This window comes from Bartonella sp. MR63HLJHH (assembly GCF_042194155.1).
In the GTDB taxonomy this organism is placed as follows: Bacteria; Pseudomonadota; Alphaproteobacteria; order Rhizobiales; family Rhizobiaceae; genus Bartonella; species Bartonella grahamii.
The window spans coordinates 1-13,872 of record NZ_JBHIMN010000007.1; the positions used below are offsets into that span (position 1 = coordinate 1).

13 protein-coding genes and 2 tRNA genes are annotated in these 13,872 nt (G+C 36.9%); 7 read left to right on the forward strand and 8 right to left on the reverse strand.

The features are described 5' to 3' along the window. Window positions 1-287: 287 nt before the first annotated feature. The 5 genes from ACFIKQ_RS05745 to ACFIKQ_RS05765 all read right to left on the reverse strand — a co-directional run bounded on the left by ACFIKQ_RS05745 (window position 288) and on the right by ACFIKQ_RS05765 (window position 3,481). Window positions 288-364, reverse strand: a tRNA-Arg gene (locus ACFIKQ_RS05745). 39 nt (window positions 365-403) lie between these two features. Beyond that, window positions 404-709 carry an ETC complex I subunit gene (locus ACFIKQ_RS05750; RefSeq protein WP_015856479.1) on the reverse strand — a complete coding sequence of 102 codons (306 nt, stop codon included), beginning with the start codon at window positions 707-709 and terminating at the stop codon, window positions 404-406. Between the two features lie 89 nt (window positions 710-798). Beyond that, a tRNA-Pro gene (locus ACFIKQ_RS05755) sits at window positions 799-875 on the reverse strand. Window positions 876-1,583: 708 nt separating this feature from the next. Beyond that, window positions 1,584-2,273, reverse strand: coding sequence for a DnaA regulatory inactivator HdaA (hdaA, locus tag ACFIKQ_RS05760; protein ID WP_026500728.1), 690 nt, complete (start codon window positions 2,271-2,273; stop codon window positions 1,584-1,586). Further along, window positions 2,270-3,481 carry an AI-2E family transporter gene (locus ACFIKQ_RS05765; RefSeq protein WP_015856481.1) on the reverse strand — a complete coding sequence of 404 codons (1,212 nt, stop codon included), beginning with the start codon at window positions 3,479-3,481 and terminating at the stop codon, window positions 2,270-2,272. The genes hdaA and ACFIKQ_RS05765 overlap by 4 nt, the downstream gene beginning before the upstream one ends. A gap of 158 nt (window positions 3,482-3,639) precedes the next feature. Here ACFIKQ_RS05765 and purM point away from each other — a divergent pair, with 158 nt between their 5' ends. Beyond that, window positions 3,640-4,731, forward strand: coding sequence for a phosphoribosylformylglycinamidine cyclo-ligase (gene purM / locus ACFIKQ_RS05770; protein ID WP_375647547.1), 1,092 nt, complete (start codon window positions 3,640-3,642; stop codon window positions 4,729-4,731). Next, on the forward strand, window positions 4,728-5,339 hold the full coding sequence (gene purN, locus ACFIKQ_RS05775; RefSeq protein WP_375635912.1) for a phosphoribosylglycinamide formyltransferase: 612 nt from the start codon (window positions 4,728-4,730) through the stop codon (window positions 5,337-5,339). Before purM ends, purN begins: the two co-directional genes overlap by 4 nt. Window positions 5,340-5,630: 291 nt before the next feature. On the opposite strand, the gene ACFIKQ_RS05780 is transcribed toward purN, so the two are convergent. Continuing rightward, window positions 5,631-8,165: a response regulator gene (locus ACFIKQ_RS05780; RefSeq protein WP_375656125.1), complete on the reverse strand. Its 2,535-nt coding sequence runs from the start codon at window positions 8,163-8,165 to the stop codon at window positions 5,631-5,633. A 210-nt stretch (window positions 8,166-8,375) separates the two neighbouring features. On the opposite strand from ACFIKQ_RS05780, the gene ACFIKQ_RS05785 reads away from it, so the two are divergent. Continuing rightward, entirely contained in the window at window positions 8,376-8,852 is a 477-nt protein-coding gene (locus ACFIKQ_RS05785; RefSeq protein WP_015856485.1) for a flagellar biosynthetic protein FliO, read from the forward strand. A 52-nt stretch (window positions 8,853-8,904) separates the two neighbouring features. Here ACFIKQ_RS05785 and dksA read toward each other — a convergent pair whose 3' ends face one another. Together dksA and ACFIKQ_RS05795 are read right to left on the reverse strand one after the other, a co-directional pair. Beyond that, window positions 8,905-9,321, reverse strand: a complete 417-nt coding sequence (gene dksA, locus ACFIKQ_RS05790) for an RNA polymerase-binding protein DksA (RefSeq protein WP_375635910.1) — start codon at window positions 9,319-9,321, stop codon at window positions 8,905-8,907. 313 nt (window positions 9,322-9,634) lie between these two features. After that, window positions 9,635-10,168 carry a flavin reductase gene (locus tag ACFIKQ_RS05795; protein ID WP_026500725.1) on the reverse strand — a complete coding sequence of 178 codons (534 nt, stop codon included), beginning with the start codon at window positions 10,166-10,168 and terminating at the stop codon, window positions 9,635-9,637. A 146-nt stretch (window positions 10,169-10,314) separates the two neighbouring features. On the opposite strand from ACFIKQ_RS05795, the gene rpe reads away from it, so the two are divergent. The 4 genes from rpe to purC all read left to right on the forward strand — a co-directional run bounded on the left by rpe (window position 10,315) and on the right by purC (window position 13,863). Beyond that, window positions 10,315-11,001 (forward strand): ribulose-phosphate 3-epimerase, encoded by a 687-nt coding sequence (gene rpe / locus ACFIKQ_RS05800; protein ID WP_375644732.1) that lies wholly within the window; start codon window positions 10,315-10,317, stop codon window positions 10,999-11,001. After that, window positions 11,001-12,308, forward strand: coding sequence for an adenylosuccinate lyase (gene purB, locus ACFIKQ_RS05805; RefSeq protein WP_015856489.1), 1,308 nt, complete (start codon window positions 11,001-11,003; stop codon window positions 12,306-12,308). Before rpe ends, purB begins: the two co-directional genes overlap by 1 nt. Window positions 12,309-12,377: 69 nt before the next feature. After that, on the forward strand, window positions 12,378-12,926 hold the full coding sequence (locus ACFIKQ_RS05810; RefSeq protein WP_375635908.1) for an RBBP9/YdeN family alpha/beta hydrolase: 549 nt from the start codon (window positions 12,378-12,380) through the stop codon (window positions 12,924-12,926). 172 nt (window positions 12,927-13,098) lie between these two features. Then, window positions 13,099-13,863 carry a phosphoribosylaminoimidazolesuccinocarboxamide synthase gene (gene purC / locus ACFIKQ_RS05815; RefSeq protein WP_375635931.1) on the forward strand — a complete coding sequence of 255 codons (765 nt, stop codon included), beginning with the start codon at window positions 13,099-13,101 and terminating at the stop codon, window positions 13,861-13,863. The last annotated feature ends 9 nt before the right edge of the window (window positions 13,864-13,872 follow it).

A 13,872-nucleotide genomic window follows, 5' to 3' on the forward strand; every position in this document is an offset into this window, starting at 1 on the left:
TACACAAAAACCAAATATCCGACTCTAAACATACTCTGAGACGCGCGAAATTCTTTAGAAAATGATTTCTTAATTTTACTCGTCTCATGGAGGCGATAGAGAATGTCTTCGCCCATTTGAAGCAGTGGATTTCAAAGAATTCAAAAAATTATTAGAGAATGTTGGAGGAAAAAGATGAGCTTTGTAACGGTATGTTGGAAAATCCTATTCCCGAACTTTTGTTAATGTTCCCGAACCTTAAAAAAGATTACAAAGAATAAATACGTTATACATGGGTAAAAACTGGATGGTGATCCCGACAGGATTCGAACCTGTGACCCACGGCTTAGAAGGCCGTTGCTCTATCCAGCTGAGCTACGGGACCCAACTGATTATTTTCTCAATTCAAAATAGCATCTTTAATTCAATGTGTCCAAGAGTGCTGCCGATCACTGCGAAAATTATCAGAATAAGAAATAGCACGTCGAATCGACGTACGTTTCTTTTCTACACGGTAAGAGATAGCATTCTTACGCGCAAAAGCAATCGCTTCTTCCTTCCTATTAAATCTGATCCTTACCTGATTATTCATATCAGACGTTGCCGTGTACCCCATAAGAGGTTCAAGCATTTTTGCTTTCACCGGCTCATACTCTAGAATCCAAAAACCTGTATTCCCCTTACCTGACTGCATAGCTGTCTTAGCAGGACTATAAATACGTGCGATCATGCCTTTTTCCTTCAGATTACACAACGCTTGAATGATAGTTTTCCACCACACGTACCCAATTGGGTCATTCTCACACACTTAATCAAATATGGTCGGAGCGATAGGATTCGAACCTACGACCCCCTGATCCCAAATCAGGTGCGCTACCAGGCTGCGCTACGCTCCGCCATTTACATTTACTTGATGCACATTTCCTAAAATTTTCACAACAGAAGTGCAAGAGAAAAACACACTTTTTTTTAATTTTGTTGCATTTCTTTACAAAAAAGCACGTTTTAAAAATTTTTTCCCTACTCAATAACATATTTATTGACAAATAATAGAAAACAACCTCCGTAAAGAATCCAATCTATATTAAAAAAATAATGAATTTCTCTGTAAGGATTTCATAATTTTCATCCTGCTTTAAGCAAACTCTCACTGTATCAAAACGCATTCTACAGATACAATTTTAGAAAAAAACGACTTAAATATCATAGAAAAACTTTCCAAAAGAGAACACAAGCCAAAAAATCAGCTGTATTAAGCTTTTTCCCCTCTTTTTCTATCTTGCAAAGAACTCTTTTATTAAAAATCCTAGAATCTTCTAAAATCCAAATCCATAAACAACAAACATTTTTTCAAAGCACGAAAGTTCCATTATAAATAAAATAAAGCGCTTTTTTAGAAAAATTTTCAAATGCAAAGATGGAAAGAATTCAACATCATACAATAAAATCTCAAAGCTATTTAAGATAAACACATGACTAAAGTAAAAAATACTATTTTTCACTCTTAACAGATATCAAAAAAGAAGAAAATTTAAATGACTTGTCTTGCCACATATTGAAACGATAATAGAAGGACAGAATAAGTAAGCCATGATAGGGAGTATTTACGGATTTCTTCTATTCAAAACTTCAGCAATAACAGCACGTGTTATTTTTCTTTTTCTTTGTAATGCCAACTGATCAACAGAATCAATAACACGCTTCAATGAAAATAAAGAACGTTCACAACGACTTACAAGATAATAAACCGTGTCTGGATGTACAATAAGTTGCCTATCGGAAAAAAGCTTAAATGCAACAGCTGTTAATAATGCATCATCAGGCTGATTAATTTCAACGAACATCACCGAATTAAGACGACTTTTTAGATCATTTAACTTTAAATTCCAAGCGGAAGGAAGTGTTCGTGCCGTCATCAATAAAGTAGCTTGTCGTGCATCAAGATTTGCTTGCTTAATACTGTTAATTAAATGAAAAAGTTCTGTCTCATTAATTTCACCTGCACCAATATCCTCTATTAAAAATGATCTGCCTAAAGAAGCCATAGTAACAGCCTGATCAATTTCATTGTGCTGAATCCTGAAAGCATCTGCTTTTTGGAGCCATATATTAGAAAAATGCGTTTTCCCAGATCCTTCTTTTCCAACCAAAACTGCAATAGGTAAGCTCCAATTGGGCCAATGATCAATAAGCTGAAAAGCCATACGATTGCTTTCCGTTACCACTAAATCCTCAAATTGAAAAATCGGATCATAAGGAAAATTTAAAGATAATTGCGTTTCACGCCCATTCATTTTAGCGGCTCCGAATTTCCCCTTCGCGAATACATCTGAGAACTAAGATAAGTATGAAGAGCAAAACGAACTAAAACGCCAACAGCCGCCGCCGCAGGAACAGCAACAAGCATACCAGTAAAACCAAAGAGTGAAGAAAAAGCAAAAAGTGAAAACATCAACCATACGGGATGTAATCCCACTGATGAACCTACAAGCTTGGGTTGAAGAATATAACCTTCAATAAATTGACCAATTAAAAAAAGTGCCATCACAACGATGATTCCTCCCCAATTATTGGGATAAAACTGGACCCATGCAATACCAACAGAAAGGACCAAACCACTCATTGTGCCGATATAAGGAACAAAGCTAATAAGACCAATAAACATACCAATCAAAAGACCAAAATTGAGTCCTGCAATCGTTAAACCAATAGCATAATAGCCTCCCAATATAAGACAAACTGTTCCTTGTCCACGAACAAAGCCTGCAATAGCTCTATCCATTTCATGAAAAATACTCCGAACGGTTTCAAGATGATCACGCGGTATTAACGAATCAATTGCTGTTACCATACGCGGCCAATCTAATAACATATAAAATGCCACCACAGGTGCCACAACAAATAGGCTAACGATATTAACGATAGATTTTCCTGACTTTAAAAGTGAATTCAAAAGAGACGTAATAAAATCAGAACCTTCTCCCAAAAATCCTTTAATATTATTCCGTAATTCATTTGGATCACTTCCAAAATAGCGCCTTATCCAATCAAAATCATGCTCAACAAAAAAGGTTTGAATACGATTAATATAAACAGGTAAACCATCACTCATAAATTGCTGTATTTGCCAACTAATAACAGGAATCAAAATAACTAAAGCAGCAACAAAGGTAATAACAATAAATAAGGTAATGAGGACAGTCCCAAACACACGGCGAATACCAAATCTTTCAAGTAATTGAACAATAGGATTGAGAAAATAAGCCAACACAATCCCTGCCACAAAAGGAAGCAAAATCGATCCAAAAACAAACATAAAAAGAACGAAAAAAATCAGCGTACTAAGCCAAAAAAAGATTTGCCTTTTCATATTATTCGGCAACGGTAATTGAGTATACGCTGGCACATAAGTCTTATAACGATCACGAGATGTATTCTCACCCACTTTCTTTCTCATAAGTTGCCAAGAAGACTGACCGTGATTATCTGATATCTTGCTCATAAAATATCCTAAAAAATTCTTCACAAAAAATTATAAACATCTTCTAAATAAGGTACAAGAAAAGTTGCTTATTTTCTTATCAATATCTCTTGCAGAGAGAACTCTATCATGGCATTGCATAATGTCAAAACCTGATTTTCCATTAAAGGAAGGCTCCAATGAGCAATCAAGATCTTACAAATAATAAATCCAAAGTTGGTCTTACCTACGCAAAAGCCGGTGTAAACATCGATATGGGTAATGCCATGGTAGAAAAAATTAAACCCTTTATACGCGCGACAAAACGAGCCGGAGCAGATGCAGAAATTGGCGGTTTTGGTGGTCTTTTTGATTTAAAAGCAGCTGGCTTTACAGATCCTATCCTAGTAGCAGCCAATGATGGTGTGGGAACAAAATTAAAAATTGCCATTGAAGTAGGTCACCATAACACTGTAGGTATTGATCTTGTAGCTATGTGTGTCAATGATTTACTCGTACAAGGGGCTGAACCTCTCTTTTTTCTGGATTATTTTGCAACTGGAAAGCTTGACCCAGAACAAGGTGCTACAATTGTTTCTGGTATTGCCGAAGGATGTAAACAAGCCGGTGCTGCTCTTATTGGAGGAGAAACTGCAGAAATGCCAGGAATGTATGCAGAGGGAGATTATGATCTAGCCGGTTTTGCTGTAGGAGCATGCGAACGCAGCAAACTACTCCCTTCAAAAGATTTAACAGAAGGTGATATTATATTAGGTCTAAGCGCCTCTGGAATTCATTCCAATGGCTTTTCGCTTGTTCGACGAATCATCCAGCAACATGATCTCAAATGGAATGACCCTGCCCCTTTTGCCCCCGAAAACAGCCTTGGTATAGCACTTCTTACCCCAACACGCATTTATGTAAAATCGCTTCTTCCCATCATGCAAAAATACGAAGGGATTAAAGCTCTTGCTCATATTACGGGTGGAGGCTTTCCTGAAAATATTCCACGTGTTGTTCCATCTTCTCTCTGCGCTGAAATTAATCTTTCTACCATCAATGTTCCAGCAGTATTTTCATGGATTGCCAAACAAGGTAAAATAGAAGAAGCAGAAATGTTAAGAACATTCAATTGTGGTATTGGCATGATCATTATCGTAGCACAGCATGCAGCTGAAACAATTACGCAAGCTCTTGAAAGAAAAGGAGAGAGTGTAACTCCCCTTGGCATTTTAACAAAACGCCAAGATCAAAATAAAGGAATACTTTATAAAGGGGTACTGCATTTATGAAAAAACAAATCGTCGTTTTCATTTCTGGTAATGGATCCAATATGGTCGCCCTTGCTCAAGCTAGTCAGCAAAAGGAATATCCTGCTGAAATCGTCGCAGTTATTTGCGATAATCCGCGTGCAAATGGTATTGAAAAGGCACAAAACCATAACTTACCTATTCATATTGTTGATCGCAAAATTTACAAAACAAAAGAAGAGCATGAAGAAAGTATTTTTACGATTTTAGATCAATATAAACCGGATTTTCTCTGCTTTGCAGGATATATGCGCCTTATCTCACCACGTTTTGTAAAACTTTACGAAGGACGAATTTTAAACATTCATCCTTCTCTTTTGCCTTCATTTAAAGGCTTAAACACACATGAAAAAGCTTTACAAGCAGGCGTAAAAATCACGGGTTGCACTGTTCACCTTGTTACAGAAGACATGGATGCAGGAAAAATCCTTGCCCAAGCAGCCGTTCCAGTCTATCCCCATGATACTGCTGAGAGCTTAGCACAAAGAGTTCTTAAAGCAGAGCATAAACTCTACCCCGAAGCCTTAAAAGCATTTATTGAAGGGAAGAGCAAAATGGTAGATACGCAGCAACAGCTTTTATCTTTTTGAGTGTATCAACAATCTATTAATTAGCATTTTTCAATGTTTTACACATAATTTGTGCTCAGTGTCTATAATTAAAAATCTCTATGAAATATTAACATAATAAAGTCTATCTCTTCATAAATTTTTGCGCAGAATGTGTGATTTTTTTGAATTTTAGTTAATTTTTCAAATTCTTCTTTTTTATTCAGTTCTATGACATTATCACAAGATCACAAGCCCTATTTATTAAAATACTCTCATATTTCGCCTAAAAAATCTTAAATACGCAATTTTTCTATTGCATAAATTTTTGCCTCATGATGAAAGTGTTTCTTTAACTGTTAGAGCTAACTGTTTGAGTGTAAAAGGTTTAGATAAAAAACCAAAAACAGCATCTTGTGGAAGATTTTTAGCAAAAGCATCTTTTGCATATCCAGAAACGAAAAGAAATTTGATATCAGGATAGTTTTTACGTACTTCCTTCAATAAAGTGGGCCCATCCATTTCTGGCATCACTACGTCGGAAACAATAATATCAACAGCTCCTTTTTGTTCCTCAAGAATAGAGAGTGCCTCCACCCCACTCGCTGCCTCTAAAACCGTATATCCTCTCATTTGAAGAGCTCTTACCCCCCCCATTCTAACCGCATCTTCATCTTCAACCAATAAAACAGTCGCAAATCCTGTTAAGTCTATATTTTTATCTTTTTCTTCATCTTTTTCAATCTTTTGAGAAATTTCTCCTTTTATATTGGGGATATAACGGGGAAGAAAAATATGAAATGTTGCTCCTTCACCTTCTTTACTTTCACAATAAATGTACCCACCGCTCTGCTTGATAATTCCATAAACCATTGATAAACCAAGGCCTGTTCCTTTTCCAACTTCTTTTGTTGTAAAAAATGGCTCAAACATTTTTTCTTGTATAGCAGCAGATATACCAGCCCCTGTATCTGAAATAGTCAATTGCACATACTCACCAATTACTAAACCAAGATGATTAAATTCAGCACTTTGTTGCTTTGTAATATTGTTTGTCGCAATCGTAACAATACCTCCATCTAACATGGCATCACGCGCATTAATAACCAAATTCATAATAACACGCTGAAAAGATGCTTGATCAACTTCAACACTCCACAAATCTCTTCCATGGATAATTTTTAACTGAATATTATTTCCCAAGAGTGGTACAATAAGATTGCGAATATCCGATAAAAATTCAGTAAAATCAACTTCTTCAGGTCGAAGTGTTTGCTTTCTAGAAAAAGCTAATAATTGCTGTACAAGAGCAGCTGCACGATTAGCATTATTTTTAATATTGATCAGATCAGCATGAGCAGGATCAGAACTACGATGCGTATTTAAAAGAAGATCACACGACATTAAAATTGCTGTTAAAACATTATTAAAATCATGAGCAATGCCGCCAGCCAATTGTCCAACAGCTTGCATTTTCTGACTTTGCATCATTTTATCTTCAAGCGTTTTTTGTTCGGTTGTTTCAATCACAGAGACAATAAGTAAATCTTGCAATGCATCACCATGATAGGGCGGTACAGACATAATATGAAGCCGTAAATGGCATTCTTCATTTTTTTCCAAAACAGTTTCTAGAGAAACAAAATAATTTTTATTTGTCGCAATTCTCTGAAAAGAACGCTCTAACTGCACACAATCACGACGAGAAATAACATCATAAAAATTGACTGCTTTGTCCACACATCCCGTGAGTGATGAAAAAGCTTTATTCATATGAACCAATTGCCCTTCATGATCCACCACGGCTATTGCAAAAGGACTCGCATCAAAATATTCTCCTAATATAGTGGGTAATTTTAATTGATCGTCCTCTTCTTTTTGTATTTGTTGTGGAATGATCACAATGCGATAAACGGCTTCCTCTTCTAAGAGAGAAGAAACAGAGATAAGACAATGGAATATTTTCTCACAAGTCGCTTGTGAATTTAAACATAACGAAAACTTATAAGGTAATGAGTAACCTGAACTTTGATATCTGTTGGTTTGCAAACAGATATCACTCCATGAGCTCTTAGCGCCAACGCTATCAAATAACGAATCAAAATTATATTGACCAATTGAGAAACTCGCTAAATCAATTGAAAACCATTCGGCAAAAACCGCATTAGCATAAAGAATAGTTCCTTGTGTATTAACTGATACAAAACCAATAGGAGCTTGATCCAAGTGATTGATAGCCTCTTGAAGGTTCGAGAAAAAAACTTCTCGCGTTTGTTGTAAATGCGAAATATCAGCAATACGCCAAAATAAAAGCTTTTTTTTCTGTTTTGTGATAGGTTGAACAGAAATATTATACCAAACAGATTTTTTTGGTGTAGCATCGGTAAAAATTGGTTGTTCTACTCTTAATTCCTCTTGCGCTGCAAGATTATTACAGGCTGCAACCTTTAAGCGATACGAAAGTGCGCCAGCTCCTGGAAGATCAGCAATAACCATATAACAAGACACTTCAGGCTTATAGGTCAGAATTTTTCGATAGTTTTGATTAGAATAATAAACAAAACCAGAAAGGTCAGAGATTACAATTGCATCATCGCTCCCATTAAAGATGCTAAAATCAAAATCTTCATGCAACCACACATGGTATCTTAAAATTCCCATTCCACACAAAACAAGTGTTGCAACGCCGATAATTGCTAGAATCAAAAAAGATATCAATATAGCCTTTTGCAAATAGCTTTGTGGATAAAAAAAACCTAAAATACCCACAATGAAAAGAGAAACTAATATAAAAACAACACTAAAAATCACAACTCTTCGATGAACAGAAGACGCTGATCTTTTATTATTATCAAAACCTTTATCCATCTCTCATTGCCTTAGATTTAGTTGTTTCTTATATCACAAAACTTCCTTTATATTCATTGTTATAAAGTATATACTATGATATTATCTCTAAGAAAGCTCACTTAATGTTAAAAAGTTTATTTCTTGTATTTAAGTGAACCTTTTAAGGGTGTGTTTATAAATTTATCTCGATAAAAAACGATATTTTCACACAAAAATGGGAGAAAATCTATGTATATCTGGTTATCAGAGCAAATAGGTGTATCTGCTGCGAAAATAACGATAAGCTTTTTGTTTTTTATAATAACAATCGTTGCTATTACCATAATTATCTTGTTTTTACGTCGTTTAAGTACGAGAAGATTCAGCATTAATAGAAAAAAAAGTCTATCACGATTAGCATTATGTGAAGTAATTTCTATAGATCGAGCACGCCGCCTTGTTTTAGTCCGTTGCGATAATAAAGAACATTTGCTCCTTATTGGTGGATTAACAGATGTGGTTGTAGAATCCGATATTACCGGTACATCAAAAATACAAAAGGGAGAAACGCTCACACATCCAAATTCCGCCCCTACAGAAAGAAACGATATACCGGATAAAAATCCCTCTCCTTTTACGAATCAAGCGGTAAAAGATTCAGCAATTACCGCCGAAATTGAGGGGCGGCAAGAACCATCTTTATTCATTCCTACCCCTCAAAAATAAAAATATACAATTTTATCACCACGAGTTTTGTTTGTTTATCATTTCAATGACCTTAATCATCGCGATAAACTCTTTCACGTCGTTCGTGACGTTCTTGCGCTTCCAATGACAAAACGGCTATTGGCCGAGCCTCAAGACGCTTTATACTAATGGGTTCGCCGGTTTCTTCACAAAAGCCATATGTCCCATTATCAATGCGCTCTAAAGCAGCATCTATTTTTGAAATAAGTTTCCTCTGACGATCCCGCGCACGTAATTCGATTGTACGATCAGTTTCACAAGAAGCCCTATCAGTCAAATCAGGTTGACCAACATTCTCTTCCTGCAAATTTTCCAAAGTCTCACGAGATTCTTTTAATATATCATTCTTCCAAGAAACCAATTTAGCACGAAAATACGCCTTTTGCCGCTCATTCATAAAAGGCTCATCTTCACTAGGGCGATATTGACCATCAATCTCTTCGCTCATGCAATAAAAAACCTCCACATATGCTATGTGCGGTCTATATATTGTGCAATACCCATCAACACAAGAGTAAAATGTTTTTTCATAACAATCTACAAATATGTCTAAATACACTGTTTAGATTTGATCGCTTTTCTATGTAGATTGGATTCTTGATCAAATCTCATCCAGAACATTTTTCTTGCTTACTGAGAAACTTCAAAAAGAAGGAAATCTAATATCAGATATCAGAGTCATCACTCCCCTGCTTTCTCATCGTTTAAAATCTAAATGAAGCAACAATAAATCATTTCAGCAATGCAAAAAAATAAAATCTTTATAAAGGCAAAGTGTGATATTCACGTTTTAAATACATCAAAGCATCTTTTTCTTTATTACAGTTGATTGCAACAACCTCACCAATCAAAACACAATGGGTTGCGTGCTCGTGCCAACAAATCAAACGACAATCAAACGACGCTAGAGCGTCTGAAAGACTAGGCGCCCCCGTTTGCAAAACTCCCCATTGAGCAGCATCAAAACGCTCATTTTGTGTAAGAGTGCAACACCTCGAAAAAACATCCGCTAATGAACGATGTTTTCCTGCCAAGCTATTAACACAAAAATTTCCATTCTCCATAAACACCTGATTCTTTAAATTATGGCGCATGAGACAAACAAGAAGGGTTGGAGGATTATCAGATAAAGAACAACACGCCGAAACAGTCACCCCGCGTCTTCCCTTAATGCCATTTGTTGTCACAATATGCACAGCTCCTGCAAAAAGACTCATGGCATCTCGATATTCTTGGGAAGAAACCGCAATATTATGTTGAAGTTCAGGCATCAAATATGTTTTATGATTCGACATATCTTTCACTTATAAAGCTTTAAAATTTCAAGCGATCTTTCCATAACAAAGACCTATAATACATATTTTTTCTTTTCCGTCATAACACAAAAGATATTTGTGTATACACAGCGATATGATAAAAACAGCCAATCAAGGAGATTTTAATGCCCCATTCTCATCTCATTTCGCCTTCACTCTTGGCTTCTGATTTTTCTAAACTTGGACAAGAAATGTTAGATGTTGTTGATGCTGGTGCAGATTGGCTTCATCTTGATATCATGGATGGACACTTTGTTCCTAACATCACCTTTGGTCCTGAAATAGTCAAGGCTCTGCGCCCATTAACCAAAGCAACATTTGATGTCCACCTGATGATCGCACCGGTAGACCCTTATTTGGAAGCTTTTGCAAAAGCGGGTTCAGATATTATAACCATTCATGCTGAAGCAAGTCCACATCTTCATCGTTCATTACAAACAATAAAAAAAATGGGAAAAAAAGCAGGAATTGCACTCAATCCAAGCACCCCTGAACATGTACTTGAATATTTGCTTGATCAATTAGATCTCATTCTCATCATGACGGTTAATCCCGGTTTTGGTGGACAAAGTTTTATTCCAGAAATAAAAGATAAAATTAAGCGCGTTAAAAGCATGATTGCAAACCGCCCTATTGATCTTGAAGTTGATGGTGGTATCACCGTTGATACAATTGGGATAGCTGCAAAAGCTGGTGCAAATGTATTTGTCGCAGGCTCTGCAATTTATAAAAACGGAAATAAAGAGCTTTACAAAACACGTATTAATGCATTGCGCCAAGCCGCAATCCTCTCACAAGAAGGAAAAAAATAATGATCGCACGTTATTCCCGCCCTGCAATGGTAGCAATTTGGTCTCCAGAAACAAAATATCGTATTTGGTTTGAAATTGAAGCCCATGCCTGTGATGCCCTTGCTCACTTAGGGATTATTCCGAAAGAAGCCGCCAAAGTCATTTGGGAAAAAGGGGCAGTAGCTAAATTTGATATCAATCGCATTGATGAAATTGAAGCAATTACCAAACATGATGTTATCGCATTTCTGACCCACCTAGCTGAATTCATTGGACCAGAGGCACGTTTTATCCACCAAGGCATGACATCATCTGATGTTCTAGATACAACGCTAAACATTCAATTGATGCGTGCTAGTGATATTTTGCTAGAGGATATAGATCAACTTCTTGAAGCATTAAAAAGACGTGCTTTTGAGCATAAAGAGACAATCACCATTGGGCGGAGTCACGGCATTCATGCTGAACCGACAACATTTGGAATCAAGTTTGCTCTCGCATACGCTGAATTTTCCCGTTGTCGCAAACGTCTTCTTGCAGCACGAGAAGAAATTTCTACTTGCGCAATTTCAGGAGCTGTAGGAACTTTTGCAAATATCGATCCCCGCGTTGAAGAACATGTAGCAAAAGCCTTGAGGATGCGTGCTGAACCGGTTTCCACTCAAGTAATACCAAGAGATCGTCATGCTATGTTTTTTGCAACACTTGGTGTTATTGCTTCCTCTATTGAAAGGTTAGCAATAGAAATACGCCATTTACAACGAACAGAAGTTCTTGAAGCAGAGGAACATTTCTCACCTGGGCAAAAAGGTTCATCGGCAATGCCTCATAAACGTAATCCAGTTTTAACAGAAAATTTAACTGGATTAGCCCGCATGGTACGTGCATTTGCACTCCCAGCCATGGAAAATGTTGCACTTTGGCATGAACGCGATATTTCTCATTCATCTGTTGAGCGTTATATTGCTCCAGATGCGACTATTACACTTGATTTTGCTCTTTCTCGCCTCACATCTGTCATTGAAAATCTCATTGTCTATCCAGAAAATATGCAAAAAAATCTCAATAAATTCCGCGGTCTTGTTCACTCACAACGGGTGCTTTTAGCACTCACGCAAGCAGGAATCAGTCGTGAAGATTCTTATCGGATTGTACAACGAAATGCGATGAAAGTTTGGGAACAAGGAAAAGATTTCTTAGAAGAACTCCTCAACGACAAAGATGTTACCAAAGCTTTAAGTGAAGAAGAACTTCGTGAAAAATTTGATCTTTCTTACCACACCAAACATATCAATACGATTTTTAAACGTGTTTTTGAAGAACAATAAAGGCGACATAGGAAACCCAAATCTATTCTACCTATGATCAAAAATCTATTGTAACAAAGAAAACAATTCATGAAAGCAAATCAACTCGATATTCTTATTGTTCCTGGCTACAAAGGATCTGGTCCAGATCATTGGCAAACACGCTGGGAAAAAAAATTGTCGACAGCCCGCCGCATTGAACAACTCCATTGGTCAAAGCCTGTTTGTGAAGAGTGGGTTAACAAAATTAAAACTGCCATCGCAAAAGCTCAAAGGCCTGTTATGCTTATTGCTCATTCATTAGGAGTTCCCAGCGCTATTCATGCAACGGTACAAAATACAGAAAAAATTTGCGGCGCTTTCTTTGTTGCACCTCCAGATGTCTCCAATGAGAAAATACGTCCCAAACATTTAATGACATTTGGCCCCTATCATCGTCAAAAACTGCCTTTTCCTTCTATTGTCATAGCCAGTCGCAACGATGAGTTTTGTCAATTTTCAGTAGCAGAAAAAATTGCCAATGATTGGGGATCACTCTTTGTTGATGCTGGGTATTCTGGCCATATTAACGCAGAATCCGGACACGGACCTTGGCCTGAAGGGCTTATGGTCCTCTCTCACTTTCTTGCAAAAATTTGATCAAAGAGAGGCAATCTTCTTTCTCATCACTTATGTATCTTCACCTTTGGGTAGACGTGTAATGACAAAAATTATAAAAGTATCATAGCAATATCATTGAGAAATTCTATCAATTAGGATAGTATCATTCACTAATGTTATTAAAACCTCTCAAGATAAATAGAGAATCATGATGAATCGTCGCCACCGTATCTATGAAGGCAAGGCTAAAATTTTATATGAAGGACCTGAACCAGGAACTTATATTCAATTTTTTAAAGATGATGCAACTGCCTTTAATGCAAAAAAACATGAGATTATCGACGGAAAAGGGGTTTTAAACAACCGAATTTCGGAACATATCTTTAGCCATCTTGGGCGTTTGGGCATCCCAACACATTTTATCAAACGTATAAACATGCGCGAACAGCTTATTAAAGCAGTGGAAATCATTCCGTTGGAAGTTGTTGTTCGCAATGTTGCTGCCGGCTCTCTTGCTAAGCGTTTAGGACTGGAAGAAGGAACCCCGCTTCCGCAAGCCATCATTGAGTTCTACTATAAAAATGATTCTCTCGATGATCCTATGGTAACGGAAGAACATATCACAGCTTTTGGGTGGGCTGTCCCACAAGAGCTAGAAGATATCATGCAACTTTCAATTCGTGTTAATGATTTTCTTTCTGGGCTTTTTGCCGGTGTTAACATCCAATTAATTGATTTTAAAATGGAATTTGGTCGCCTGTGGGAAGATGAAACGATGCGTATTGTTCTTGCTGATGAAATCTCACCTGATTCTGCACGACTATGGGATATGCACACACAAGAAAAAATGGATAAAGACCGTTTTCGTCGTGATATGGGTGGGCTTATTAATGCCTATCAAGAAGTTGCCAAACGCCTTGGTATTATGAATGAAAACGAACCAACACGACCAAGTGGTCCCGTTCTCGTAAAGTAAAAACAGGGC

Bases quoted from the DNA above. Each gene is read 5' to 3' on its own strand.
- hdaA (WP_026500728.1), bottom strand. From the start codon at position 2,273: ATGAATGGGCGTGAAACGCAATTATCTTTAAATTTTCCTTATGATCCG.
- purC (WP_375635931.1), top strand. From the start codon at position 13,099: ATGAATCGTCGCCACCGTATCTATGAAGGCAAGGCTAAAATTTTATAT.
- ACFIKQ_RS05765 (WP_015856481.1), bottom strand. From the start codon at position 3,481: ATGAGCAAGATATCAGATAATCACGGTCAGTCTTCTTGGCAACTTATG.
- purM (WP_375647547.1), top strand. From the start codon at position 3,640: ATGAGCAATCAAGATCTTACAAATAATAAATCCAAAGTTGGTCTTACC.
- ACFIKQ_RS05780 (WP_375656125.1), bottom strand. From the start codon at position 8,165: ATGGATAAAGGTTTTGATAATAATAAAAGATCAGCGTCTTCTGTTCAT.
- ACFIKQ_RS05810 (WP_375635908.1), top strand. From the start codon at position 12,378: ATGAAAGCAAATCAACTCGATATTCTTATTGTTCCTGGCTACAAAGGA.
- ACFIKQ_RS05795 (WP_026500725.1), bottom strand. From the start codon at position 10,168: ATGTCGAATCATAAAACATATTTGATGCCTGAACTTCAACATAATATT.
- ACFIKQ_RS05785 (WP_015856485.1), top strand. From the start codon at position 8,376: ATGTATATCTGGTTATCAGAGCAAATAGGTGTATCTGCTGCGAAAATA.
- rpe (WP_375644732.1), top strand. From the start codon at position 10,315: ATGCCCCATTCTCATCTCATTTCGCCTTCACTCTTGGCTTCTGATTTT.
- dksA (WP_375635910.1), bottom strand. From the start codon at position 9,321: ATGAGCGAAGAGATTGATGGTCAATATCGCCCTAGTGAAGATGAGCCT.
- purB (WP_015856489.1), top strand. From the start codon at position 11,001: ATGATCGCACGTTATTCCCGCCCTGCAATGGTAGCAATTTGGTCTCCA.
- purN (WP_375635912.1), top strand. From the start codon at position 4,728: ATGAAAAAACAAATCGTCGTTTTCATTTCTGGTAATGGATCCAATATG.
- ACFIKQ_RS05750 (WP_015856479.1), bottom strand. From the start codon at position 709: ATGATCGCACGTATTTATAGTCCTGCTAAGACAGCTATGCAGTCAGGT.